The following is a 23,527-nucleotide window of genomic DNA, read 5'->3' as shown; positions in this document are numbered from 1 at the left end:
TCGCCCGGGTCCGGGGGACGCGGCCCGCCGTCGAGATCCCCGGGGCCGACCCCAGCTGAGCGCACGCCCGGGAGGTCACCGGGGCGATCTCCCCGTAGCGTGATCACCGTGCTGGGACTCCCCGACGACATCCAGGCCTGCCTCTTCGACCTCGACGGTGTGCTGACCCGGACCGCCACGGTGCACCAGGCCGCGTGGAAGCGCACCTTCGACGAGTTCCTGCGCCGCCGTGACCCGGTGGCGGTGGAGTTCAGCCTCGACGACTACAACCGCTACGTCGACGGCAAACCGCGCGAGGACGGCGTGCGCGACTTCCTGGCCAGCCGCGACATCACCCTGCCGCAGGGGACCGTCGACGACCCGGTCGACGCCGCCACCGTCGTCGCGATCGCCAGCCGGAAGAACGAGCTGCTGATGCGTGAGCTCGAGGAGCACGGCGTGGAGGTCTACGAGGGCTCGATGCGCTACCTGCGGGCGGTCAAGGACGCCGGCCTGGCGACCGCGGTGGTCACCGCGTCGACCAACGGGGAGCACGTCGTCGCCGCCGGCGGGTTCGCCGAGCTCATCGACGCGCGGGTGGACGGCGTGGTGGCCAAGCGCGAGGGGCTGCGCGGGAAGCCGGCGCCGGACACCTTCCTCGCCGGGGCCCGGCTCCTGGGCGTCCCGCCGGCGCGGGCGGTCGTCTTCGAGGACGCCCAGTCCGGGGTGGCCGCGGGGCGGGCGGGGGAGTTCGGGTACGTCGTCGGGGTCGACCGGGTCGGTCAGACCGAGGAGCTCCGTGCCCGCGGCGCGGACGTCGTCGTCACCGACCTGGCGCAGCTGCTGGCGGAGCAGCCGTGACGGAGGGGCGCGCACACTTCCCGGTCGAGCCCTGGTCGCTGACCGAGGTCGGCGTGGACATGGCCTCCCTCGCGGTCAACGAGTCGGTCTTCGCCCTGGCCAACGGGCACATCGGCATGCGCGGCACGTTCGACGAGGGCGAACCGATCGTGGTGCCGGGCACCTACCTCAACGGCTTCTTCGAGGAGCGGCCGCAGCCCTACGCCGAGGCCGGTTACGGCTTCCCCGAGATGGGCCAGACCGTGGTCAACGTGACCGACGGCAAGCTCATCCGGCTGCTGGTCGGGGACTCCCCGCTGGACCTGCAGTACGGCGACGTCATCGCGCACCGGCGCACCATGGACCTGCGGGCCGGGGTGCTGCGCCGGGTCACCGACTGGCGTTCCCCGGCCGGCCGGGAGGTGCGGGTCACCAGCACCCGGCTCGTCTCGCTGGTCCGCCGGTCGATCGCGGCGATCGAGTTCCAGGTCGAGTGCACCGACGACCAGGGCGACCTCTACATCGCCCTGCAGTCGGACCTGCTGGCCAACGAGGACGTCCTCCCCGGCCCGTCCGGCGACCCGCGCGCCGGGTCGGCGCTGGCCAGGCCGCTGCAGTCCGAGCTGCACGTCGGGCGCGGCCGGCACGCGGTGCTGGTGCACCAGACGTCCCTCAGCCGGCTCCGGATGGCCGCCGGGATGGACCACGACGTCGAGGTCCCCTCCGCGGCCACCGAGGAGCTGGAGGTCTCCCCGGACCTGGCCCGGTACACCCTCGCCGCCCGGCTGAGCAACGGCTCCCCGGTGCGGCTGCGCAAGTACCTGGCCTACGGCTGGTCCAGCCGGCGGTCGGCGGCGGCGGTCCGCGACCAGGTGGAGGGCGCGCTGGCGACGGCGAAGCTGGCCGGCTGGGACCGGCTGGTCAGTGAGCAGCGGGAGCTGCTGGACCGGCACTGGGACGAGGCCGACGTCGAGATCGACGGCGACGACGAGCTCCAGCAGGCCGTCCGGGTGGGCATGTTCCACGTCCTGCAGGCGGGCCTGCGCGCCGAGCGGCAGCCGATCCCGGCCAAGGGCCTGACCGGCGACGGCTACGACGGGCACACGTTCTGGGACACCGAGACCTACGTGCTGCCGGTGCTCACCTACACCGCGCCCGGCGCGGTGCGCGACGCGCTGCTGTGGCGCCACTCGATCCTGGACATGGCCCGGGAGCGGGCCCGGATCCTCGGCCACGACGGCGCGGCGTTCGCCTGGCGCACCATCCGGGGCGAGGAGACCTCCGGGTACTGGCCCGCCGGCACGGCGGCCTTCCACATCAACGCGGACATCGCCGACGCGGTGGCCCGGTACTGGTGGGCCACCCTGGACGAGGACTTCGACCGCGACTACGGCACCGAACTGCTGGTCGAGACCGCCCGGCTGTGGGCGTCGCTGGGGCACATCAACGGCGACGGCGAGTTCCGCATCGACGGGGTGACCGGGCCCGACGAGTACACCGCGGTGGTCGACAACAACGTCTACACCAACCTGATGGCGCAGCGGAACCTGCGCGAGGCGACGGCCGCGGTGGCGCGTCGACCGGAGACCGCCGGCCGGCTGCAGGTGGACCCGGAGGAGGTCCGCCTGTGGACCCGGGCGGCCGACAGCATGCGGGTGCCGTTCAACGACAAGCTGGGCGTGCACGAGCAGAGCGAGGGCTTCACCCACCACGAGGAGTGGGACTTCGAGGCCACCACACCCGACCAGTACCCGCTGCTGCTCAACTTCCCCTACTTCGACATCTACCGGAAGCAGGTCATCAAGCAGGCCGACCTGGTGATGGCGCTGCACCTGCGCGGGGACGCCTTCACCCTCGAGGAGAAGATCGCCGACTTCGCCTACTACGAGGCGCGCACGGTCCGGGACTCCTCCCTGTCCGCGGCCCAGCAGGCGGTGGTGGCCGCGGAGACCGGGCACCTGCAGCTGGCCCACGACTACTGGGGCGAGGCGGCGCTGACCGACCTGCAGAACCTGCACGGCAACAGCGGCCACGGGCTGCACATCGCCTCCCTCGCCGGGGGCTGGACGGTGGCGGTGGCCGGGTTCGGCGGCATGCGCGACCACGACGGGATGCTCACCTTCGCGCCGCGGCTGCCCCCGCGGCTGCGCCGGCTGGCCTTCCGGGTCGTCTTCCAGGGCCGGTGCCTGGCGGTCTCGTTCACCGACCGGCAGGCCACCTACCGGCTGGTGTACGGCGACGAGCCACTGCTGATCGCCCACCACGGCGAGCCGTTCAGCGTCACCGCCGAACCGGTCACCCGGGACGTGCCCCCGCCACCGGACGTCGAGCCGGTGCACCAGCCGCCGCACGCCTCGCCGCGGCGCCGGCACCGCCCCACCAGCGACTGAAGAAGGACCCGGCGTCGCCCGGGTGCACCGGGTTTCGCCAAAGTGGCCACTTCGGCGAGACCCTGGGTCAGCTCACAGTGCGGCGGAGCGCACCAACCACCAGGTGCCCAGGAGGAGCGCACCGACGTCGACCAGCAGGAAGACCCCGACCCACACCAGCCCGGGCAGCCGGGTGAGCCGGGCGAGCTGGTCGGCGTCGGAGTCCCGCGCCGTTCCCCGGCGCCGCTTCGCCTGCAGCTCCACCACCGTCACCGGCGCGGCCAGCAGCAGGAACCAGGTGACGCCGTGGGCGAAGGCGGACTGCCACTGCGCCGGCAGCCACCAGGTCGCGGCGAACACCAGCGCGCCGGTGACCAGGACCGACCAGAGCCCGTACCAGTTGCGGATCTGCACCAGCAGCAGCGCCAGCAGCCCCAGCAGCGCCCAGAGCAGGCCGACGGCGTACCCGGCGGCCAGCAGCGCGGCGGCACCGAGGCCGAACAGCCCGGGCCCGGTGTAGCCGGCCGCGGCGGTGAGCACCATGCCGGCCCCGGTGGGCCGGCCGGCGGAGACGGTGACCCCCGAGGTGTCCGAGTGCAGGCGGATCCCGGCCAGCCGGCGGCCGGTGGTCAGCGCCGCCAGCCCGTGCGCGCCCTCGTGCGCGATCGTCACCGCGTGCCGGGCGTGCCGCCAGAGGCCGGGGACCCGGACCAGCAGCAGCGCCGCGGCCGCGCTCAACGCCAGCAGGCCGGCCGTCAGCGGGGGAGAGGTGGCGCTGACCTGACGCCAGAACTCCTCGACGACGGTCACGCGGGGCATCATCACCGCTGCGCCTGTGCGGGAGCCGTGCGCCGCGCGGGACCCGCGTCACCTGGGCGTCACAGTCGGCGGTGATCCTGGGCCCATGACGAGCACGCAGCAGGCGGTGACCGCGGACGATCTCCCGGTCACCGTCTCCTTCACCCGGCGCGCCGACCCGGCGCACGCGGTGCAGATGAGCGCCTGGATCCGGGCCGGACTCACCCTGGCCGAGGGCTTCCCCGGCTTCCTCGGCGGGGGCTGGGTCCAGCCCCGCGACGGCGCGGACGAGTGGCACATGCTGTGCCGGTTCGCCTCGCCTGCCACCTTGGCCGCCTGGGAGGCGAGCCCGGAACGACGCTGGTGGCTCGGGTCGGCGCAGGGGCTGGCCGAGATGACCCGCACCGAACGGCGCACCGGGATCGAGGGCTGGTTCGACGCCCCGGTCGCGGCCGCCACGGAGGTGACCCCGCCGTCGGCACCGCCCCGCTGGAAGCAGGCGACGACGATCTGGCTGGTCTTCTTCCCGCTCAACCTGCTCGCCACGGTGACGCTGGGGGCGCTGCTGGCCGAGGTGCACGTGGTCGCCCGGGTCGCGGCGATGACGCTGGTGCTCACCCCGCTGATGACCTACCTGCTGCTCCCGTGGGTCACCCGCACGCTCTCCTGGTGGCTGGCCGGCCGCCGCTGGCGCGACCGCCGGTGAACCACCCCGGTCCGGTGACGGCGCTGCTCAGTCGTCGCCGGACCGGCGTCGCCACCGGGTCGCGATGACAGCGGCCAGCACGCCCAGGCCGACGGCGATCACGGTCGCCCACACCGGGTCCGGCACCAGCAGGCCGAACACGCGGAGATCCCGCTCCCACCGCCGGCGGCGGTGGGCGTCACACCAGGTCCGCGTCGTGGGTGAGCAGCGCGATCTGCACCCGGTTGGTCAGCTCCAGCTTGACCAGCAGCCGGGACACGTGCGCCTTCACCGTCGCCACGCTCAGGTACAGCTGCGCGCCGATCTCGGCGTTGGACAGGCCCCGACCGACGGCCAGGGCGACGTCCCGCTCCCGTTCGCTGAGCACCGCCAGCTGGGCGCGGGCACGGTCCCGGCGGTCGTCGGCCGCCGGGACCGGGGCGGCGGCGACGTGCGTCATCAGCCGCCGGGTGACGGTGGGGGAGAGCATCGGCTCGCCCGCGGCCACCCGGCGCACGGCGTCCACGATCGTCGCCGGCGGGGTGTCCTTGAGCAGGAAGCCGCTGGCGCCCACCCGCAGGGCCCGCAGCACCTGGTCGTCGGCGTCGAAGGTGGTCAGCACGATCACCTCGGGGGCGTCCCGCTGCTGCTGCAACCGCTCGGTGGCGGTGAGCCCGTCGACGCCGGGCATCCGGATGTCCATCAGGACGACGTCGGGGGAGGTGCGCGCCACCGCGGCCGGCACCTCGGCGCCGTCGGCCGCCTCCCCGACGAGCGCCAGACCGTCGGCGCCGCCGAGCACCATCGCCAGGGCGGCGCGCACCAACGGGTCGTCGTCCACGACGAGCACCCGGACCGGCGCGGTCACGCCGGCTGCACCGCCGGCCGATCGGCCGGCCAGGGCAGCTCGGCGCGCAGCCGGAACTCCCCGTCGGGCGTCCAGCCGTGCTCCAGGTGGCCACCGCTCAGGCTGACCCGCTCCAGCAGGCCCACCAGGCCGGTGCCGCCCCCGGGCAGCGCGGCCACCATGTCGCCACCGGCCGGAGCAGGGTTGCGCAGCTCCACCACCAGCCCGGTACCCAAGCCGCCCTCGAGCAGGACGGTGGCGACCGTGCCGGGCGCGTGCTTGCGCACGTTGGTCAGCCCCTCCTGCACCACGCGGTAGGCACTCCGGCCCACCCCCGAGGGTGCGGTGGCCAGCTCGGGTACCCGGTACTGGACCCGCACCCGCACCCCGGCACGGCGGCACTCCTCGACCAGCGCCGGCACGTCGGCGAGCGTGGGCTGCGGCCGGGTGCCCGGGTCGCCCGCGTCGCCGTCGCCGCCGTGGCGCAGCACCCCGATCACCTCCCGCAGGTCCTCGAGCGCCTGCCGGGCGCTCGCCCGGACGACACCGGCGGCCTGCGCGACCTCGGTGGACGGGGCATCGGGGCGGAACTCCAGGGCGCCGGCGTGCATGCTCAGCAGCGACAGCCGGTGAGCCAGCACGTCGTGCATCTCGCGGGCGATCCGGGTGCGCTCGGTGTGCCGGGCCTGCTCGACGCGCAACTGCTGCTCGGTCTCCGCGCGCACCGCCCGGTCGTGCAGCGACAGGACGAGCTGCCGGCGGGCCCGCTCGAACATCCCCCAGGCCACGGTGGCGGCGGTGAGCACGGTGCCGAGCAACCCGAACACCCAGGCCGGCAGCTCCGGGTCGGGCCGGACGGTGACGTACACGGCGAAGGAGGCGAGGCTGACCACGGTGACTGCCGCGACGGTCGGCCACCGGCGGTGGACGGCCACGGTGAAGAGGGCGAACAGGCAGGCGGCCGCGGACATGTCGGAGAACGACGCGAGCAGAGCCAGGAAGATCGCGACGCCGACCGGCCAGCGCCGCCGCAGCCACAGCGCGGCGCAGCCCACCGAGCCCAGCACCAGGTCGGCGAGCAGCAGGTCGTCCGGCGGCGGGACGGGCCGGCTGAGCGCGCTGCCCAGGAGCACCAGCCCGGCCAGCACCGAGACGACGAAGACGGTGAGGTCGACGACCCAGTCCCGGACCGAGCGGCGTACCCGGCGGTGCCGGCCGGTGCCGGAGGAGGTGTCCGGGCTCCGGTCGGGCGCGGCGCCCGGCGCGGCCAGCAGCTGGGCCGGCACCAGCGAGGGGTGCTCGAGGCCCTCGTTCGCCGCCGACCCCGGGTGGATGGACACGGTCACTCCCGGAGGCTACGGGCCGCGGGGTGCTGCTGGAACCGACCAAGGTCCACCTCCCGGTCGCCGTCGGGAGGGCCTCGTGGGTGATCGGCTACTTCCGGCCGATGCGCACGGCCGGTCGGCCGGAGCAGGGTCTGGATCATGATCACGATCGAGAACCTGACGAAGAGGTACGGCGCGCAGGTCGCCGTCTCCGACGTGTCCTTCACCTGCAGGCCGGGCACGGTCACCGGCTTCCTCGGGCCCAACGGCGCCGGCAAGTCGACCACCATGCGGGCCCTGGTCGGCCTGGCCACCCCGACCAGCGGCACGGCGACGTTCAACGGCAAGCACTACCGCGAGCTGCCCAACGCCGGCCGTGAGGTGGGGGTGCTGCTCGACGCGGGCGCGCAGCACGCCGGCCGCACGGGACGGGAGGTGCTGACCCTGTCGGCGATGGTCCTCGGCGTCGGCCAGGATCGGGTCGACGAGGTGCTCGGCCGGGTGGGGCTGGCCGGCCGACCGGCGGGGAAGCGGCTGGGCAACTACTCGCTCGGGATGCGCCAGCGGCTGGGCCTGGCGACGGCGCTGCTCGGTGACCCGCAGGTGCTGGTGCTCGACGAGCCGGCCAACGGGCTGGACCCCGAGGGCATCTTCTGGATGCGCGGCCTGCTGCGCGGCTTCGCCGACCGCGGCGGCACGGTGCTGCTCTCCTCCCACCTGCTGCACGAGGTCGAGGCGGTCGCCGACGAGTTCGTCGTCATCACCGGCGGACGGGTCGTGGCGCAGGGGAGCAAGGCCGAGCTGCTCGCCGGCACCGGCGGCACGCTGGTCCGCAGCCCCGACCGGGCCCTGTTGGCCAAGGCGCTGGAGTCCGCCGGCATCGGCGTCTCACCCGGCCCGGACGACGCCCTGGTGGCCGACGCCGAGGCGCTCGCCGTCGGTCAGGCGGTGGCGGCGGCGGGCGTCGTCGTCACCGAGCTGGGGCCGGCCGGGGGAGCGGGGCTGGAGGACCTCTTCCGGTCGCTCACCGGCTCCGGCAACGGCCAGCAGGTCCAGGAGGTGCTGGCATGAGCACCGCGACCCTGGACACCGAGCGCCCCCGGACCGGGGCGGCGCCCAGCGCACCGTCCCTGGCCACGCTGGTCCGGGTGGAGCTGCGCAAGTCCTACGACACCCGCGCCGGACGCTGGCTGCTGATCGTCATCGGCCTGGCCGTGCTCGCCGTCGTCGCGCTCTCCCTGTTCGTCCCGGACATCCCGAAGACGTTCCCCGACCACTTCGGCTTCACCCAGTTGCCGATCAGCATCCTGCTGCCGGTCCTGGGCATCCTGCTGGTCACCAGCGAGTGGTCGCAGCGCACCGCGATGACGACGTTCACCCTGGTGCCGCGACGATCCCGGGTGCTCGTCGCGAAGGTGCTCGCCGCCGCACTGCTCGCCGTGCTCGGCGTGGTCGTCGCGGCCCTGGCCTCCGCGTTGGCCACGGTGCTGACCCCGGTGTTCACCGAAACGGAGATGGACTGGGGCATCAGCGCCGCGCTGGTGGGTCAGGTGCTCGTCGCGCAGGTGGTGACGGTGCTGGCCGGTGTCGCGTTCGGCATGCTGCTGCTCAGCTCGCCACTGGCGATCGTGCTGTTCTTCGTGCTGCCGACGGTGTTCAGCATCCTGGTCGGCCTGGTGCCCGCGCTGAACTGGGTGAGCGACTGGCTGGACCTGTCGACGACGTCGATGCCGCTGTTCGAGGAGGGGCTGGACGGGCAGGGCTGGGCGCAGTTCGGCACCTCGGCGGCGCTGTGGGTCGCGCTGCCGATGGTCCTGGGCTGGCTCCAGATCCAGCGGAGCGAGATCGCCTGACCCCGGGCCGGCGGCGGGATGAACTCCCGCCGCCGGCCGGCTCAGGCGTGCTCGCCGGGCATCCGCACCTGCCCGCTGAGGTGCCGGGCGGTGTTCACCAGGCCGACGTGGCTGAACGCCTGCGGGGTGTTCCCCAGGTGCCGGCCGGTGCGCGGGTCGTACTCCTCGCTCATCAGGCCGAGGTCGTTGCCCAGGCCGAGGAGCCGCTCGAACAGCTCCCGCGCCTCGGTGGTGCGGCCGATGCCGTTGAGCGCGTCGGCCAGCCAGAAGCTGCACAGCAGGAACGGCGCCTCGTCACCCGGCAGTCCGTCGACCCGGCCGTCGGCATGGGTGTGGTACCGGAGCAGGAAGCCGTCGGAGGTGAGCTCGCGCTGGACCGCCTCCACGGTGCCCACCACCCGCTCGTCGTCCCAGGGCAGGAAGCCCACCTGCGGGATCAGCAGCAGCGCGGCGTCCAGCCCTTCGGAGCCGTAGAACTGGGTGAACGTCCGCCGCTCGGGGTCGTAGCCGCGGGCGCAGACATCGTCGTGGATCCGCTGGCGTAGCTCCCGCCAGCGGTCGACTGGCCCGTCCAGGCCGTGCCGCTCCACCGCCTCGATCGCACCGTTGACCCCGGCCCAGGCGAGCACCTTGGAGTGCACGAAGTGCCGGGGCTCACCGCGGACCTCCCACAGGCTGCTGTCGGGGGTGTCCCACACGCCCTCCAGGAAGGCCAGCAGCTCCTTCTGCACCGCCCAGGCGTCAGCAGTGGGGGAGAGGCCGGACTCACGGGCCAGGTGCAGGCCGTCCAGCAGCTCACCCCAGACGTCGAGCTGGAACTGCCCGGCGGCCGCGTTGCCCACCCGCACCGGGGCCGAGCCCTCGTAGCCGGGCAGCCACGGCAGCTCGTACTCCGGGATCCGCCGGGACCCGTCCAGCGCGTACATGATGCGGAGGTCGGCGGGGTCGCCGGCGACGGCGCGCAGCAGCCACTCCCGCCAGGCGCGCGCCTCCTCGAGGTAGCCGGTGCCGAGCAGTGCCTGCAGGGTGAACGCCGCGTCGCGCAGCCAGCAGTACCGGTAGTCCCAGTTGCGGCTGCCGCCGAGCTCCTCGGGCAGCGAGGTGGTCGCGGCGGCCACGATCCCCCCGGTGGGGCGGTAGGTCAGCGCCTTCAGGGTGATCAGCGAACGGCGGACCGCCGGGCCCCACTCGCCGTCGTAGGTGCACTGGCCGATCCACTCGGCCCAGAACTCCTCCGTGCTGGTGAGCGCCTCCTCGGCGTCGACCGGCTCCGGCGGCGGCAGGTGCGACGCGTGGTGGGTGAGCACGAACGGGACCCGCTCCCCGGCGGCGACCTCGAACTCGGCCGAGGTGGTGTGGTCCTGCCCGTGCAGCGCGACGGGCGTGGTCAGGGAGACCGCGTCCGGTCCGGCGACGGCGACCAGGCAGCCGGCCACCGAACGCACCCAGGGCACCAGGTGGCCGTAGTCGAACCGGAGCACCAGGTCCAGCCGCATCGGGACCCGGCCGGACACCCCCTCGACGATCCGGACGACGTCCGGGCTCTCGCCCCGCGGCGGCATGAAGTCGACCACCCGCACCGTGCCGGTCGGGGTCTCCCACTCGGTCTCCAGCACCAGCGAGTCGCCCCGGTACCGTCGCCGGGTGCAGGTACCGCCGGAGGCCGGGGCGAGCTGCCACCGCCCGTTGCGCTCGTCGCCCAACAACGCGGCGAAGCAGGCCGCGGAGTCGAACGAGGGCAGGCAGAGCCAGTCGATCGAGCCGTCCTTGCCGACCAGTGCGGCGGTCTGCAGGTCGCCGATCAGGCCGTAGTCCTCGATCCGGCTGGGCATGGTCGTCCTCCTGGGGGTGGGTGGCCGGGGCTGGGCCGCACCGGTGGCGCACGGACGACGCCTTGACGCACCTACCGACCTGACCTGCCCGGCAAACCCGCGTCCTTCGGAGGTACGACCGTTATCCCCAACAACCCAACGAATATTGACAAATGGCAACAACCAGCCCTTGGGGGAGGGGAGGCCCCCAGCGCGCCGGCGCGCGTGTCGTCGGAACCCCTCGCGGGCCCTCGAGGCGGGTCGTCGGCCGGGCGCTGGAGGGGCGGATCCGTCGGTGGCCCGGTCTAGCGTCAGCGACGTCGCACGAGCCGCTGACCAGCAGGGGAGACCGCCATGACCACGCTGCCCGACCGCTCCACCACCGCCCTCGTCGTCATCGACGTGCAGAACGGCGTGGTCGAGGGTGCGCACCGGCGCGACGAGGTGGTCGCTGCCATCGGTGGCCTCGTCGACAAGGCCCGTGACGAGGGTGTGCCGGTCGTCTGGGTGCAGCACTCGGACGAGGAGCTGGCGCGGGAGAGCGACGCCTGGCAGTACGTCCCCGAACTGTCCCGCCGGGAGTCCGAACCCCTGGTGCACAAGTCCTACGGCGACTCCTTCGAGGGCACCGACCTCGAAGGACGTGCTGGCCGACCTCGCCGTGGGCCGCCTGGTCGTGGCCGGTGCGGAGTCCGACGCCTGCATCCGGTCGACGATCCACGGTGCCTTCACCCGCGGCTACGACGTCACGCTGGTGGGCGACGCGCACACCGCCGGCGACGAGAGCGCCTGGGGTGCCCCGCCGGTCGAGCAGGTCATCGCGCACACCAACCTCTACTGGCAGTTCCAAGCAGCGCCCGGCCGCACCGCGGGGGTGGTGGAGACGCGGGACGTGTCCTTCCGCGGCTGAGCTGTGGCGGCTACCGGACGGTTCGTTGACACATGCAGGCGAATACCTGCATGATGATGCCCGTGGATGCGGGGACGAGCGGGATGGACCCGGTCTTCAAGGCGCTCGCCGACCCGACCCGGCGGCGGCTGCTCGACCAGCTGCGGGAGCGGGACGGGCAGACCCTCGGTGAGCTCTGCGCGCACCTGGACATGGCCCGGCAGTCGGCGACCCAGCACCTCGACGTCCTGCACCGCGCCAACCTCGTCACCGTCGTCCGGCGGGGGCGGGAACGGCTGCACCACCTCAACCCGGTGCCGATCCACCAGATCCAGGAGCGCTGGATCTCGGCCTTCGACCGGCCCCGGCTTTCCGCCATCAGCGCGATCACGCAACAGGCAGAGGAGCAGGCCATGGCCACGAGCACCGGCACCGCACGGGTCCCCGACTACGTGTACGTCACCTACATCCGCGCGAGCGCCGAGCAGGTGTGGCACGCGCTGACCGACGCCGACCTGACCGCCCGCTACTGGGGGCACGCCAACGTCTCCGACTGGCAGACCGGGTCGACCTGGGAGCACCGGCGCACCGACGGCTCGGGCAAGGTGGACGTCGCCGGGCGCGTGCTGGAGTCGACGCCGCCGACCCGCCTGGTGGTCACGTTCCAGGAGTCGGCGGCCGACCCGGACGCCGAGCCGGCGGGGGAGCCCTCGATCGTGACCTTCCTGGTCGAGCCGCACGAGGGGATCGTCCGGCTCACCGTCACCCACGAGCGCTTCGCCGATCAGGCCGGCCGCGATGGCGTCTCGCACGGCTGGCCGGCGGTGCTGGCGAACCTCAAGTCGCTCCTGGAGACCGGTCAGGTGCTCCCGGTGGAGCCCTGGGGGATGGCGCCGGTGACCGGCGGTCGCGCCCACGCGGACGCCTGAGCCACCGACGTGACCGAGTCCGGCCGGGATGTGCTCCCGGCTGCCGTCGCGCTGTCCGCACGAGCCGGTCGGTACGCCCTGGGGGAGCTCGGGGCCCTCCGCACCGGCGACCTCGACCGGCCGACGCCGTGCACCGGCTGGGACGTGTCCGCCGTGGTCGCGCACCTGGCCGACGTCGCCGCTGCCCTCGCCGGCCTGCTCGCGACCGGCCGGCTGGACCTGCCCGGGTCGCCGGGGTCGTCCGACGGGGACCCGGTCGCCCGCACCTGCGAGCGGGTCCGGGACCTGCTCGACCAGCTCCAGGCGGCCGGCCGGCGGGGGAGCCACGACCAGCCGGCGGAGCGGGTCGTCGCCGCGGCGCGGGCTTCCGCCATCGAGTTCACCGTCCACGGCTGGGACGTCGCCGCGGCACGAGGCCGGGCGGGCCAGCTGCCGCCGGACCTGGCCGAGGACGTGCTGAGCCTGGCTAGTGGGCTGCTCGACGACGGCTCCCGCGGGACGTCGTTCGCCGCCCGGGTCGAGCCCTGGCCGGAGGCGTCGTCCGTCGACCGTCTGGTGGCCTTCGTGGGACGGGATCCGGTCCGGTGGAGTCGGTCGATCTCCAGTACTTGACATAATGTCGATTATCGGCGCACGCGTGAGCTGCCCGAGAGGGGTCGGGTCGGTTCTGGTGGGCTCTCGCTCGCCGGTCTGTCGGCTCGCCTCGTGCACCGGTGTTCGTTCTCGCCACGACGCGACGGCGTCGTCGACGTCCGACCCCCACGCTCGTGACTCCCGCGCTGTCGGGTTCGTGGCGGCTGGCGAACTCCCGACGGTCTACCGCCGGGCCGGCCGTTCCTAGATGATCTTGTCCTCCTGGGCACCTCGGCGTCGTGTGGATCATGACCCGAGCTGCTCGGAGGGTCGGTGGACCGTCGGGGTCGCCCTCCCCTGGTCCACCTGCCCACCCGGTGTTGCGTCACGATGACGAAATGACGGGTGGACAGGTCTCGACGGGCGGCCCGCGCCATGCGTCCTTATGGTCGGGTCATGAGGATCCGACGCCCGGTGGCCGCTCTGTTCGTCGCACTGACCCTGGCCGGTGGCCCGACGGTGCTGACCGCCTGCAGCGCCGCCGGCGGCGGTGTCGAGCGCAACGACGGCACGACCGACGACGAGAGCACCAACACCTCGGGCAACGAGCCCGGCGACCCGTCGCAGGGTGGCCTCCCCGACACCAGCGACGGCGAGGGCATCGGGGAGCGCAACGAGGACAGCGGCGACAACTGACGGAGAGTTGCCGCTCCCCCGGGGCTGTCGGGACATTCGGTGACTTGCGTCACTGTGACGATTCGTCATCGGGGCACCTGGCTGGGCTCGGTCAGCCGGCGCTGCGCCCGTTGAGCCAGAGCCGGTCCAGCCGGCCGGTCGAACGCACCAGTTCCTCGAGCGAGCGTGCCAGCTCGGCCTTGGTCGGCTTCTCCGTCAGCGTCGTCTGCACGTCCTCGATCGCGCAGCGGAGCTGGTAGAGCCGGTCCTGCAGGGCGTCGAGCTCGGCGCGGGTCACCAGCACGACGTCGTCGGACAGACCGGCCTTGGCGCTGGCGGAGCGCTGCTCGTAGGCGCGTTGCCGGCACGCCTGGCCGCAGTACAACCGGGGCCGCCCCACGGACTCCTGCACCGGGAGCAGGGTGCGGCACCACCCGCAGCGGCGTTCGTCGCCGTCGCGCTGCTGCCGGTGTACCGGACGGGATCCGGTGTGCTGCTCGACCCCCACGAGCGAGACGGTAGACGGCCGGTCCGACAGCTCCCGGGGGACACGCCCGTGGTCGCCCATCGCGCACGCCCGGCACCCTGCGCGGGGCCGCCGGGGGACGCCGCTAGCGTGATGCCGTGTCCGGCCCGCGTTACGCCTTCCTCGACGGGCCCACTCCCCTGGCGATGGCCCACCGGGGTGGCGCCATCGACCATCTGGAGAACACCCCGAGCGCCTTCGAGGCCTGTGTGGCGCTGGGCTACCGGTACCTGGAGACCGACGTCCGTGTCACCTCCGACGGCGTCCCGATCGCCTTCCACGACGCCACCCTGGACCGGGTGACCGACCGCACCGGGCGGGTGGAGAGCCTCCGCTGGAGCGAGGTCCAGCCCGCGCTGATCGGCGGCCGCGAGCCGATCCTGGCGCTGGAGGACCTGATGGGTGCCTGGCCGGACGTCCGCTTCAACCTCGACATCAAGGCCGCCGGGGTGCTCGCCCCGCTGGTGCGCACCGTGCGTCGGCTGAACATGGAGGACCGGATCTGCCTGGGTTCGTTCTCCGACGCCCGGGTCGCCGCCGCCCGCCGGATGTTCGGCCCCGACGTCTGTACCTCGCTGGGGCCCAAGGGCGTCGCCGCCCTGCGGCTGTCCTCCTACTCGCCCCGGGCCGCGGGGCTGGTCCGCATCCAGGCCGGCTGCGCCCAGGTGCCGCTCGCTCTCGGCGGTCGTCCGCTGGTCGACGAGCGGTTCATCGAGGCCGCACACGCCCGCAGCCTGCAGGTACACGTGTGGACCGTCGACGACGAGGCCGATGCCAAGCAGCTGCTGGACCTGGGCGTCGACGGGGTGATGACCGACCGTCCGGCGATGCTCCGGGACGTACTGGTCGCCCGCGGGCAGTGGACCGGCGCGTGACCGGCCGGCTGGCCGCCCGCGTCCGGTCCTGGCGACCTGCGGCTCCGCCGCTGCCCCCGGAGCTGGCTGAGCTGGTCGGCCCCGAGGACCCCGACTGGTTCGCCCGGGAGCTGGCCATCGCGGCCGCGCCGCCGTGGTGGCTCTGGCGTGCCCTGCTGCGCAGCCTGCACCGGGTGCCCGGCGTCATCGGTCGCCTGGAGGTCACCGGCGGCATCCCCGAGGAGTGGCTGGACGGCCCGTTGCTGCTGGCGGCCAACCACATCGGCGACTTCGACACCGTCGTCGTCGCCGCGGCGCTGCACCGGGCCGGCGTCACGCCCCGGTTCATGGCGACCCGCGGCATCATGACCGCCCCGGTGGCCGGCGCGCTGCTGGAGCGGGCCGGCGGGATCCGGGTCGACCGGGGCACCGACGTCGCCGCGCACGCGCTGCGCGTCACCCGGGTGGCGCTGGCCGCCGGCGGCCACGTGGTCGCCTACCCCGAGGGGCGGGTCGGGCTGACCGCCGACGGGTGGCCGGAGCGCGGGCGCACGGGGCTGGCCCGGATGGCGCTGGCCGCCGACGTCCCGGTCATCCCGGTCAGCCAGTGGGGCGCCCACGAGGTGCTGCAGTACGCCAACGACTGGGGGAAGCTGCGCACGCTGCTGCGGGCACTGTGGCGGCAGCCCGCGCTGCGGGTGCACATCGGCGCCCCGGTGTTCTTCGAGGACCTGGACCCGGGCCGGGTCGGTGACGCCAACCGGGCCCGGGTGCGGATCGCCGCGGCGCTGACCCGCGGCCTGGCTCCGCTGCGGGCCGGGCAGCCGACCGACCGGATCGCGTTCGTCGACCCCACCCGGCCCACCAGCGCGGTGGCCGCCTTCCCCGGTGGTGTGGTGCCCGAGGACATCCCGTGAGGCACGGCCTCCGGTGCTGGACCCGCTCCCACGCGGCTGACACCCTGCGCCCGTGACCGACGCACCGACCGCGCCCGCCGGGTCCGCCGTCCCCCGCGCCGACCGGGCGCTGCGCCGGGAACGCGCCGGCTGGTACTCCTACGACTGGGCGATGTCGGTCTTCAACACCTCGGTGACGACGGTCTTCCTGGCCCCGTACCTCACCTCGATCGCCGAGGCGGCCGCCGACGCCGAGGGCCGGATCCACCCGCTGGGGATCAGCATGCCGTCGGGCAGCTACTTCGGGTACGTGCTGTCGCTGTCGGTGGTGCTCCAGGTGCTCGTGCTGCCGATCACCGGGGCGATCGCCGACCGCAGCGGTCGCAAGCGCCAGCTGCTGGCGGGTTTCGCCACCGTCGGCTCGCTGGCCACCACGGCGATGTTCTTCGTCGCCGGGGAGCGCTACCTGCTGGGTGCGGTGCTGTTCGTCGCCGCCAACCTCTGCTTCGGCGCCGCCACCGTCGTCTACTACTCCTGGCTGCCCGACCTGGCCGGCCCCGACGAGCGGGACGCCGTCTCCAGCCGCGGGTGGGCCTTCGGCTACCTCGGCGGTGCGCTGCTGCTCGCGGCGAACCTGGCGCTGTTCACCCAGTACGAGGCCCTCGGGCTGACCGAGGGCGAGGCGGTGCGGATCTGCCTGGCCTCGGCGGGCATCTGGTGGGCCGGGTTCACCGTGGTCAGCGTCTCGCTGCTGCGCAACCGCCGGCCGCGGGAGTCCGCCGTCGTCCCGGCCGGCGGCGGCGCGCTGTCGGGTGGCTTCCGGCAGCTGGCCGCCACCCTGCGGGACATGCGCCGCTACCGGCTGACCCTGTGGTTCCTCGGCGCCTACCTGCTGTTCAACGACGGCGTGCAGACGATCATCGGCGTCTCGGCCCAGTACGGCGCCGAGGAGCTCGAGCTCTCCCAGACGACCCTGGTCTCGACCATCCTGCTGGTGCAGGTGGTCGCCTTCTTCGGCGCGATCGGGATGGGCCGGATCGCCGCGGTGATCGGCGCCAAGCGCACCGTGCTCGGCGGCCTGGTGGTGTGGACCGGTGTGCTGGTGGCCGCCTACTTCGTGCAGGCCGGGGCGGCGATGCAGTTCTACCTGCTCGCCGTGGTCATCGGGTTCGTGCTCGGCGGCACCCAGGCACTGTCCCGGTCGCTGTTCAGCCAGCTGATCCCGCCGGGCAAGGAGGCCGAGTACTTCGGCTTCTACGAGCTCAGCGACCGCGGCACCAGCTGGCTGGGCCCCTTCCTGTTCGCGCTGACCTACCAGCTGACCGACTCCTACCGGTACGCGATCTTCAGCCTGGTCTTCTTCTTCGTCCTCGGCGGCTTCCTGCTGGCCCGGCTGGACATGCGCCGGGCGATCGTCGAAGCCGGCAACACCCCTCCGGAGCGTTTGTGACACCCGCCCCCCTGGACGATCCGATCGACCCGATCGAGGTGGTACCCGTCGCCGGCGACCGGCGTCGGCACCCGGCTCCGGCGCACCTGACCTTCTTCCACGGCCCGATGGACTGCGGCAAGTCGACCCTGGCGCTGCAGGTGGACCACAACCAGAGCCGGCAGGGCCGCCACGGGCTGCTGCTCACGCAGGGCGACCGCTCCGGTGCTGCGCAGATCAGCTCCCGGGTGGGCCTGTGCCGGACCGCGGTGGAGGTCGGCACCGGCACCGACGTGCGGCTGCTGGTCCGCGACCGGTGGGCGGCCGGCCAACGGGTCGACTACCTGATCGTGGACGAGGCGCAGTTCCTCACCGGCGCGCAGGTCGAGCAGCTGGCCGAGCTGGTCGACGAGTCCCACGTCGACGTCTTCGCCTTCGGGCTGACCACCGACTTCCGGGCCCGGCTCTTCCCCGGCACCCAGCGGTTGTTCGAGCTCGCCGACGACGTCCAGCGCGTGCAGGTCGTGGTGCTGTGCTGGTGCGGGCTGCCGGGCCTGCTCAACGCGCGGGTGGTCGACGGGGCGATGGTCCGCGAGGGCGCCACCGTCGTCGTCGCCGACACCGAGCCCGCCGCCGCGCCGGACGGCGCCACCGGGGAGCCGGCCGTGCGCTACCAGGTGCTCTGCCGCCGCCACCACGCGCGCGGACAGCTGGGCCCCACCCCCACCGGACCGGGGCAGCTGGCCCTCCGCTGAGCTGCCTCCCCTCCCCCGCCGGGGTGGTTGAACGTTGGTTCATCACTCCATGCGATGATGAGCAGTCGAACGACACGGAATCTCCTTCCGTCATCTGTCGTTGACCTCTGCGACACCCCGAGCCGGATGCGTGAGCAGTCGGCCGTCCGGGCAGTCCCAGACCAGACCGAGATCAGCACGAGAGGACGGTGTGCCATGGGCGAGCGATCCCTGCGCGGAAGCCGACTGGGCAGCGTGAGCTATGAGACCGAGCGCAACACCGCGCCCATCGAGCGGCAGTACGCCGAGTACAAGTGTGCTCAGGGCCACCTCGTGACGGTGCCCTTCGCCGACGACGCGGAGCTCCCCGACACCTGGGAGTGCAAGTACGACGGGTCGGCGGCCAAGCTGGTCGGTGGATCCGAGCCCGCCCCCAAGAAGGTCAAGCCCCCGCGCACGCACTGGGACATGCTCCTGGAGCGCCGTTCGGTGGACGACCTCGAGGAGGTGCTCGCCGAGCGCCTCGAGGTGCTCCGCGGGCGGCGCACCCGCGCCAGCTGAAGAAGGGCCCGCCTCCTCCCCACCGCCCGCGAGCTCGCGGCGGGCCCCTGGAGGCGGGCCGTTCCAGCATCTTGCGTACGGCCCCGGTGGGAGATCTCCCACCGGGGCCGTTCCGCGTCCGGGGCCGGGTCAGCGACCGGCGGGCCCGTCCTCGACCTCACCCTCGACGACCCGGCCCTCGATCACCCGGTGCGCCGGGCCCGCGCGGTACACGTCGGCCCGGTGCTGGTCGGCCCGGTGTTCGTCGGCCGGGGTGTCGGCGACCGTCCCGTCGACGGTCCGGGTGGCCCGTACCCGCACCGGCCCCAGCCAGCGGTCGGGCAGCCGCCGCGCGACCCCCCGGGCGATCAGCGCCCGCGGCAGCGCCCGGGTGCCCGGCAGCAGGCACATCAGCCCGAGCAGGTCGCCGATGAAGCCGGGCAGCACCATCAGCAGCCCGCCGAGGGCGACCAGGCCGGCGTCGCCCAGAGCGCGACCCGGCGCACGGTGCTCCTCGGCCCGCAGCCGCAGCTCGGTGAGCGCACGGGTGCCCTGACGCGCCAGCAGCAGGCCGCCCAGGGCGCTGGTCGCCAGCGCCAGCAGCAGCGTCCACCCGACGCCGATCCAGGCGGCGACGAGCACGAAGACGACGACCTCGGCCAGCGCGCCGAGCCCCACCGCCGTCCGCCAGCGTGAGGACGGTCGCCGCCGCGGGGTGCTCCCGCCGATCGCGGAGCCCATGGCCATGTCTCTCTCCTCTCCTGCCGCGGAGGCGGGCGGCCGGCGCTCCTACTGGAGCGCCCGTGTCCGCCCGTCGCGGCTGTGCGCGGGCACCGGACGGGGCACCCGTCCGGGCAGCCGGTCGGCCAGCCGGTCGAGCACGCCCCACCAGGTGACCCGCGCCAACGCCTCCCCAACGATCGAGCCGCTCATCTTGCTCCGGCCCACCGTGCGTTCGGTGAAGGTGATCGGCACCTCCGCCACCCGGGCGCCGGCGCGTACCGCCCGCCAGGCCCAGTCGACCTGGAAGCAGTAGCCCTGGCTGGCCACCTGGTCGAACGGCAGCCGGGCCAGCAGGTCGGCACGGGCCGCCCGGAAACCGCCGGTCGCGTCGGCCAGCGGCAGCCGCAGCGCCCAGCGGGTGTAGAGGTTGCCGATGCGGGAGATGGCCTGGCGACGACGCGGCCAGTCCTGCACCCGCCCGCCCGGCACCCAGCGCGACCCGAGCACCAGGTCGGCGTCGGCGAGTGCGGCCAGCAGGGCGGGCAGCCGCTCCGGGGGGTGCGACCCGTCGGCGTCCATCTCGACCACCACGGCGTAGCCGTGCTCGGCGGCCCAGCGGAAGCCGGCGACGTAGGCCGGGCCGAGCCCCTGCTTGCCGGCCCGGTGCAGCACGTGCACCCGGTCGTCGGCGGCGGCCCGGGCGTCGGCCAGCTCGCCGGTGCCGTCCGGTGAGGCGTCGTCGACGACCAGCACGTGGGCCGCCGGGACGGCGGCGTGCAGCCGGTCCAGCACCGTGCCGAGGCTGCCCACCTCCTCGTAGGTGGGGATCACCACGAGCACCGGTCCGGGCGCTGCCGCTGCCGTCACCGGGCGCTCCGCCGGCGGGCCAGGCCCGTGCCGACGGCGGTCAGCACGGCGCCCACGCCGACCGCGGTGAGCACCCACTCCGGTGCGGCGCCGAGCCGCTGGGCGACGGTGCGCTGGTCGCGTTGGGCGATCGGCTCGACGAAGGAGTCGGCGGTGAACAGCTCCGAGCGGTGCGCGAGCGAGCCGTCCGGGGCGATGATGGCGCTGACCCCGCTCGTCGCGGCCACCACCACGGTCCGGCCGAACTCGACCGCGCGGAGCCGGCCCATCGCCAGCTGCTGCTCGGTCTCGTCGGTGTAGCCGAAGGTGGCGTTGTTGGTCTGCACCACGATCATCCCCGCCCCGTCGTCCACGACGTCGGCGACCAGCCCGTCGTAGGCCACCTCGAAGCAGATGACGTCGCCGACCCGGGCTCCGCCGATGTCCAGCGTGCCCACCTCGGTGCCGTGCACGAAGTCGGTGACCCGGTCGACCAGGGGGCTGAAGAAGCGGAAGAACGGACGGGCCGGCACGTACTCCGCGAGCGGGACGGGGTGCCGCTTGACGTAGGTCTCCCCCGGGCCGGTGACCGGGTCCCAGACGATGCCGGTGTTGGAGATGAACCGCCCCGGGCCCTGGACCACGGCGCCGACCAGGATCGGCGCGTCGATGGCCGCCGCGGCGCGGCTGATCACCCGCGCGGCGTCGGCGTTGGTGTACGGGTCGATGTCGGAGCTGTTCTCCGGCCAGATGACCAGGTCCGGCTGGGCGGTCACGCCTGCGGCGACGGCGTCGGCCAGCCGGACCGTCTCGGCCGCGTGGTTGTCCAGCACCGCCCGGCGCTGGGCGTTGAAGTCCAGGCCGGCGCGCGGCACGTTCCCCTGGATCACGGCCACGGTTCGGGTCGGGCCGCCCTCGGTGAGCGAGGACCCGGCCAGTGGCAGCCAGGCGAGTGCACCGACGGCGGGCACGGCGAGGGCGGCCACGGCCAGGACGGCGGCGGAACGCAGCGCCGTCCGGCGGCTCCTCCCCTCTCCCGCGCGCCTCGCCGACCCCGCGCCCAGCGCCCGGATGGCGGCGGCGGCCAGCAGCGTCCCGGTGAGGGCCACGGCGAAGCTGACCAGCGGCACCCCGCCGTAGGCGGCCAGCGCGGTGAACGGTCCCTCCGCCTGGCTGAAGCCGAGCCGGCCCCAGGGGAAGCCGCCCAGCGGCCAGCGACCGCGCAGTGCCTCCTGGGCGACCCACAGCGCCGCGGCCCACACCGGCCACCCGGGCAGCCGGGAGGTGAGCGCCGTCGCGCCGCCGAGCAGTGCGAAGTAGGCGGCCTCGGTGACCGCGAGCGCCAGCCACGGGAAGGAGCCGACGTAGATCCCGCTCCAGGACAGCAGCGGCACCATCGTGACCAGCCCGAGGACCAGGCCCAGCCACAGGCCGCCGCGGACCCGCTGGCCGTGGACGGCGAGCGCCAGTGCGGCCGGGCCGAGCACGGCGAGGGCGGACAGGTCGTGCGCGGGGAACGCCAGGTAGACGGCCAGCCCACCGAGCGCGGCGACCGCGGTGCGCCAGGGCAGCCGTGCGGGCCACCGCCGGGTGCGCGCGGGCGCCGGCCGTCCGGCCGGGACCTCGGCCGGGTCCGCCGTCACCGTGCCGCTCACCGCCACTGTCGGCGCCACCGCCCTCCGCGCTGACCCGGACGACGGTCCGGGAGATGGGTCGGCCGCGTGGGAACGGGGCCGGGGGTCGCCGCACCGGGTGCGGCGACCTCCCTCCAGCATCCCATCCCGGGACGCCGTCCCGGCCGGTCCTGCCGGTCGGCCCTGTTGGCCGGCCCTGGGGCCCCGCGCCTTCGGGCCGGTGCAGCGGCGGCTGGGTGCGACCGCTGCGCCGTTGTCTGGTGACGCGGGGCCCCGGAGGGCGGGACCGGACTGCGGTCCGGTCTGCCCGGGGCGACCGCGCCGACACTAGGGACCGGCGACGCGTGAGGGAACCACCGGGGGCCCGCCGGTGACGAACGGGTCGGACCGTTACCCCATCGTTACCTGGCGACGGCGTGCCAGGTCGACAAGGCGACTCGCTCCCGTGTCGCCGTGTCGCCAAGTCGACACGGCGGGTCCGGTCGCCGGGTGCTCAGGTGGTGGGGGCTCAGGTGGTGGGGGCCGGGACCACCAGCGTCGCGACCGCCTCGACCACCCGCAGCGGCGGGTCGAGCACCCGGGCCGCGGACGCGCCGCGGGAGGGCTCCGCGCGCGCGACGACCTCCGCCCAGCAGCGCAGCTCCCGGCTCCGCCGGCCCACCCGCACGATCTCGCAGGAGGCCTCCAGCACGTCGCCGGCCTGCACCGGGGCGAGGAACCGGACGTCCGAATAGCCGGCCAGCAGCCCCTCGTCCCCGTCGGCGCGGATCGCGACCTCGGTGGCGACGTCGCCGAACAGGCCCAGCGTGTAGGCCCCGTCGACGAGGTCGCCGCCGTAGTGGGCGTGCGCGTGCGCGACGTAGCGGCGGTGGGTGACGGTCAGTCCGACCCGGGCGTCGGTCACGGGGCTGCCTCCTCGGGGACCAGGGCGTGCACGAGATAGCTGGCGACCTCGCCGGGCGTCGTCCCCCGGCCGAAGACCTTGTCCACGCCGAGCTCGGCGGCCATCGCCGGGTCGAACCGGGGGCCGCCGACCACCAGCAGCGGCCGGGACTCCCCCATCGCCTCGCGGAACGCGCCGGCGAGCTCGCGGGTGTTGCGCAGGTGGGCGTCCCGCTGGGTGACCACCTGGGAGACCAGCACGGCGTCGGCCCGCCGGGACCGGGCCGCACGGACCAGCTCGGCCACGCCGACCTGCGCACCGAGGTTGGCCACCTGCAGCTCGCGGTAGTACTCCAGGCCCTTCTCCCCCGCGAAGCCCTTGAGGTTGAGGATCGCGTCGATCCCCACGGTGTGCGCGTCGGTGCCGATGCAGGCGCCGAGGACGACGAGGCTGCGGCGCAGCCGGGTCTTGATCGCGGCGTTCACCTCGCTCGGCGACAGCAGCGGGTAGGGGCGCTCCTCGACCTGGACGGCGTCGAGGTCGACCAGGTGCCGGACGCTGCCGTAGACGACGAAGAAGGTGTAGGCGGCGCCCTCGCCCGCCGGCCCGCCCGCACCACCGATGCCGGTGCTGTGCACCACCATCGCCGGTTCGATGCCCATCTTCTGCGCCAGCTGCAGCGCGGCCCCCTCGGCCCTGGGCCCAGGTGGCACCGGCAGGGTGAACGACGTCTGCACCATGCCGTCGCCGGTGGTGTCCCCGTACGGCCGGACCACGCTCCCGCCCCCGGTCTCGGGGGGGGGGGGGGGGGGGGGGGGGGGGGGGGGGGGGGGGGGGGGGGGGGGGGGGGGGGGGGGGGGGGGGGGGGGGGGGCGGGGGGGGGTGGGGG

General features: G+C 74.3%; 24 protein-coding genes and 1 pseudogene. 15 read left to right on the top strand and 10 right to left on the bottom strand.

Features of this window, described 5'->3' with window-relative positions:
• The first annotated feature begins 108 nt into the window (after window positions 1-108).
• Both ACI79U_RS14075 and ACI79U_RS14070 read left to right on the top strand, forming a co-directional pair.
• Entirely contained in the window at window positions 109-840 is a 732-nt protein-coding gene (locus tag ACI79U_RS14075; RefSeq protein ID WP_457069923.1) for an HAD family hydrolase, read from the top strand.
• Entirely contained in the window at window positions 837-3,209 is a 2,373-nt protein-coding gene (locus ACI79U_RS14070; RefSeq protein ID WP_457069925.1) for a glycoside hydrolase family 65 protein, read from the top strand. Before ACI79U_RS14075 ends, ACI79U_RS14070 begins: the two co-directional genes overlap by 4 nt.
• A 72-nt stretch (window positions 3,210-3,281) precedes the next feature.
• Here the strand turns inward: ACI79U_RS14070 and ACI79U_RS14065 are convergent, their stop codons facing one another.
• Complete coding sequence (locus ACI79U_RS14065; protein ID WP_457069927.1) at window positions 3,282-3,998, bottom strand: M50 family metallopeptidase; 717 nt, start codon at window positions 3,996-3,998, stop codon at window positions 3,282-3,284.
• Window positions 3,999-4,092: 94 nt separating this feature from the next.
• On the opposite strand from ACI79U_RS14065, the gene ACI79U_RS14060 reads away from it, so the two are divergent.
• Window positions 4,093-4,692 carry an antibiotic biosynthesis monooxygenase gene (locus ACI79U_RS14060; RefSeq protein WP_457069929.1) on the top strand — a complete coding sequence of 200 codons (600 nt, stop codon included), beginning with the start codon at window positions 4,093-4,095 and terminating at the stop codon, window positions 4,690-4,692.
• Between the two features lie 178 nt (window positions 4,693-4,870).
• On the opposite strand, the gene ACI79U_RS14055 is transcribed toward ACI79U_RS14060, so the two are convergent.
• Window positions 4,871-5,539 carry a response regulator transcription factor gene (locus tag ACI79U_RS14055; protein WP_457069931.1) on the bottom strand — a complete coding sequence of 223 codons (669 nt, stop codon included), beginning with the start codon at window positions 5,537-5,539 and terminating at the stop codon, window positions 4,871-4,873.
• Window positions 5,536-6,864, bottom strand: coding sequence for a sensor histidine kinase (locus ACI79U_RS14050; protein WP_457069934.1), 1,329 nt, complete (start codon window positions 6,862-6,864; stop codon window positions 5,536-5,538). The genes ACI79U_RS14055 and ACI79U_RS14050 overlap by 4 nt, the downstream gene beginning before the upstream one ends.
• A gap of 138 nt (window positions 6,865-7,002) precedes the next feature.
• Between ACI79U_RS14050 and ACI79U_RS14045 the strand changes: the two genes are divergently transcribed.
• Together ACI79U_RS14045 and ACI79U_RS14040 are read left to right on the top strand one after the other, a co-directional pair.
• Window positions 7,003-7,914: an ABC transporter ATP-binding protein gene (locus tag ACI79U_RS14045; protein WP_457069936.1), complete on the top strand. Its 912-nt coding sequence runs from the start codon at window positions 7,003-7,005 to the stop codon at window positions 7,912-7,914.
• Window positions 7,911-8,696 (top strand): hypothetical protein, encoded by a 786-nt coding sequence (locus ACI79U_RS14040; protein WP_457069937.1) that lies wholly within the window; start codon window positions 7,911-7,913, stop codon window positions 8,694-8,696. Before ACI79U_RS14045 ends, ACI79U_RS14040 begins: the two co-directional genes overlap by 4 nt.
• Window positions 8,697-8,737: 41 nt before the next feature.
• Here the strand turns inward: ACI79U_RS14040 and ACI79U_RS14035 are convergent, their stop codons facing one another.
• On the bottom strand, window positions 8,738-10,528 hold the full coding sequence (locus ACI79U_RS14035) for a glycoside hydrolase family 15 protein (protein WP_457069939.1): 1,791 nt from the start codon (window positions 10,526-10,528) through the stop codon (window positions 8,738-8,740).
• A gap of 333 nt (window positions 10,529-10,861) precedes the next feature.
• Here ACI79U_RS14035 and ACI79U_RS14030 point away from each other — a divergent pair.
• The 5 genes and pseudogenes from ACI79U_RS14030 to ACI79U_RS14010 form a co-directional block, all read left to right on the top strand.
• Window positions 10,862-11,086, top strand: a pseudogene (locus tag ACI79U_RS14030) (isochorismatase family protein); the annotation flags it as partial.
• 64 nt (window positions 11,087-11,150) lie between these two features.
• On the top strand, window positions 11,151-11,417 hold the full coding sequence (locus ACI79U_RS14025; protein WP_457069941.1) for an isochorismatase family protein: 267 nt from the start codon (window positions 11,151-11,153) through the stop codon (window positions 11,415-11,417).
• A gap of 56 nt (window positions 11,418-11,473) precedes the next feature.
• Entirely contained in the window at window positions 11,474-12,325 is an 852-nt protein-coding gene (locus tag ACI79U_RS14020; RefSeq protein WP_457072804.1) for an ArsR/SmtB family transcription factor, read from the top strand.
• Window positions 12,326-12,334: 9 nt separating this feature from the next.
• Window positions 12,335-12,937: a TIGR03086 family metal-binding protein gene (locus ACI79U_RS14015; RefSeq protein WP_457069945.1), complete on the top strand. Its 603-nt coding sequence runs from the start codon at window positions 12,335-12,337 to the stop codon at window positions 12,935-12,937.
• Between the two features lie 417 nt (window positions 12,938-13,354).
• The gene (locus ACI79U_RS14010) at window positions 13,355-13,594 is read left to right on the top strand and encodes a hypothetical protein (protein ID WP_457069947.1); all 240 of its coding nucleotides are present in this window, start codon (window positions 13,355-13,357) and stop codon (window positions 13,592-13,594) included.
• A 91-nt stretch (window positions 13,595-13,685) separates the two neighbouring features.
• Here the strand turns inward: ACI79U_RS14010 and ACI79U_RS14005 are convergent, their stop codons facing one another.
• The gene (locus ACI79U_RS14005) at window positions 13,686-13,985 is read right to left on the bottom strand and encodes a hypothetical protein (protein WP_457069949.1); all 300 of its coding nucleotides are present in this window, start codon (window positions 13,983-13,985) and stop codon (window positions 13,686-13,688) included.
• A gap of 212 nt (window positions 13,986-14,197) precedes the next feature.
• Here ACI79U_RS14005 and ACI79U_RS14000 point away from each other — a divergent pair, with 212 nt between their 5' ends.
• From ACI79U_RS14000 to ACI79U_RS13980, 5 genes are all read left to right on the top strand, one after another.
• Window positions 14,198-14,974 carry a glycerophosphodiester phosphodiesterase gene (locus ACI79U_RS14000; protein ID WP_457069951.1) on the top strand — a complete coding sequence of 259 codons (777 nt, stop codon included), beginning with the start codon at window positions 14,198-14,200 and terminating at the stop codon, window positions 14,972-14,974.
• Window positions 14,971-15,870 carry a lysophospholipid acyltransferase family protein gene (locus tag ACI79U_RS13995; protein WP_457069953.1) on the top strand — a complete coding sequence of 300 codons (900 nt, stop codon included), beginning with the start codon at window positions 14,971-14,973 and terminating at the stop codon, window positions 15,868-15,870. Before ACI79U_RS14000 ends, ACI79U_RS13995 begins: the two co-directional genes overlap by 4 nt.
• Before the next feature lie 52 nt (window positions 15,871-15,922).
• The gene (locus ACI79U_RS13990) at window positions 15,923-17,299 is read left to right on the top strand and encodes an MFS transporter (protein ID WP_457069955.1); all 1,377 of its coding nucleotides are present in this window, start codon (window positions 15,923-15,925) and stop codon (window positions 17,297-17,299) included.
• Window positions 17,296-18,033: a thymidine kinase gene (locus ACI79U_RS13985; protein ID WP_457069957.1), complete on the top strand. Its 738-nt coding sequence runs from the start codon at window positions 17,296-17,298 to the stop codon at window positions 18,031-18,033. Before ACI79U_RS13990 ends, ACI79U_RS13985 begins: the two co-directional genes overlap by 4 nt.
• Window positions 18,034-18,228: 195 nt before the next feature.
• Window positions 18,229-18,573 carry an RNA polymerase-binding protein RbpA gene (locus ACI79U_RS13980; protein ID WP_153361160.1) on the top strand — a complete coding sequence of 115 codons (345 nt, stop codon included), beginning with the start codon at window positions 18,229-18,231 and terminating at the stop codon, window positions 18,571-18,573.
• Between the two features lie 129 nt (window positions 18,574-18,702).
• Here ACI79U_RS13980 and ACI79U_RS13975 read toward each other — a convergent pair whose 3' ends face one another.
• The 5 genes from ACI79U_RS13975 to kamE all read right to left on the bottom strand — a co-directional run bounded on the left by ACI79U_RS13975 (window position 18,703) and on the right by kamE (window position 23,414).
• On the bottom strand, window positions 18,703-19,299 hold the full coding sequence (locus ACI79U_RS13975) for an FxsA family protein (protein WP_457069960.1): 597 nt from the start codon (window positions 19,297-19,299) through the stop codon (window positions 18,703-18,705).
• 42 nt (window positions 19,300-19,341) lie between these two features.
• Window positions 19,342-20,142, bottom strand: a complete 801-nt coding sequence (locus ACI79U_RS13970; protein WP_457069961.1) for a polyprenol monophosphomannose synthase — start codon at window positions 20,140-20,142, stop codon at window positions 19,342-19,344.
• Complete coding sequence (gene lnt / locus ACI79U_RS13965) at window positions 20,139-21,794, bottom strand: apolipoprotein N-acyltransferase (protein WP_457072660.1); 1,656 nt, start codon at window positions 21,792-21,794, stop codon at window positions 20,139-20,141. The genes ACI79U_RS13970 and lnt overlap by 4 nt, the downstream gene beginning before the upstream one ends.
• A gap of 469 nt (window positions 21,795-22,263) precedes the next feature.
• Window positions 22,264-22,659, bottom strand: a complete 396-nt coding sequence (gene kal / locus ACI79U_RS13960; RefSeq protein WP_457069964.1) for a 3-aminobutyryl-CoA ammonia lyase — start codon at window positions 22,657-22,659, stop codon at window positions 22,264-22,266.
• Window positions 22,656-23,414: a lysine 5,6-aminomutase subunit beta gene (gene kamE / locus ACI79U_RS13955; RefSeq protein ID WP_457069966.1), complete on the bottom strand. Its 759-nt coding sequence runs from the start codon at window positions 23,412-23,414 to the stop codon at window positions 22,656-22,658. Before kamE ends, kal begins: the two co-directional genes overlap by 4 nt.
• Window positions 23,415-23,527: the final 113 nt, after the last annotated feature.

The sequence above is a fragment of the Modestobacter sp. SYSU DS0904 genome (genome assembly GCF_054051115.1).
This window is presented reverse-complemented; position numbering and strand designations above follow the sequence as displayed.

Bases quoted from the DNA above. Each gene is read 5' to 3' on its own strand.
- ACI79U_RS14040 (WP_457069937.1), top strand. From the start codon at position 7,911: ATGAGCACCGCGACCCTGGACACCGAGCGCCCCCGGACCGGGGCGGCG.
- ACI79U_RS14060 (WP_457069929.1), top strand. From the start codon at position 4,093: ATGACGAGCACGCAGCAGGCGGTGACCGCGGACGATCTCCCGGTCACC.
- ACI79U_RS14045 (WP_457069936.1), top strand. From the start codon at position 7,003: ATGATCACGATCGAGAACCTGACGAAGAGGTACGGCGCGCAGGTCGCC.
- ACI79U_RS13980 (WP_153361160.1), top strand. From the start codon at position 18,229: ATGGGCGAGCGATCCCTGCGCGGAAGCCGACTGGGCAGCGTGAGCTAT.
- ACI79U_RS14010 (WP_457069947.1), top strand. From the start codon at position 13,355: ATGAGGATCCGACGCCCGGTGGCCGCTCTGTTCGTCGCACTGACCCTG.
- ACI79U_RS14020 (WP_457072804.1), top strand. From the start codon at position 11,474: ATGCCCGTGGATGCGGGGACGAGCGGGATGGACCCGGTCTTCAAGGCG.
- ACI79U_RS14035 (WP_457069939.1), bottom strand. From the start codon at position 10,528: ATGCCCAGCCGGATCGAGGACTACGGCCTGATCGGCGACCTGCAGACC.
- ACI79U_RS13975 (WP_457069960.1), bottom strand. From the start codon at position 19,299: ATGGCCATGGGCTCCGCGATCGGCGGGAGCACCCCGCGGCGGCGACCG.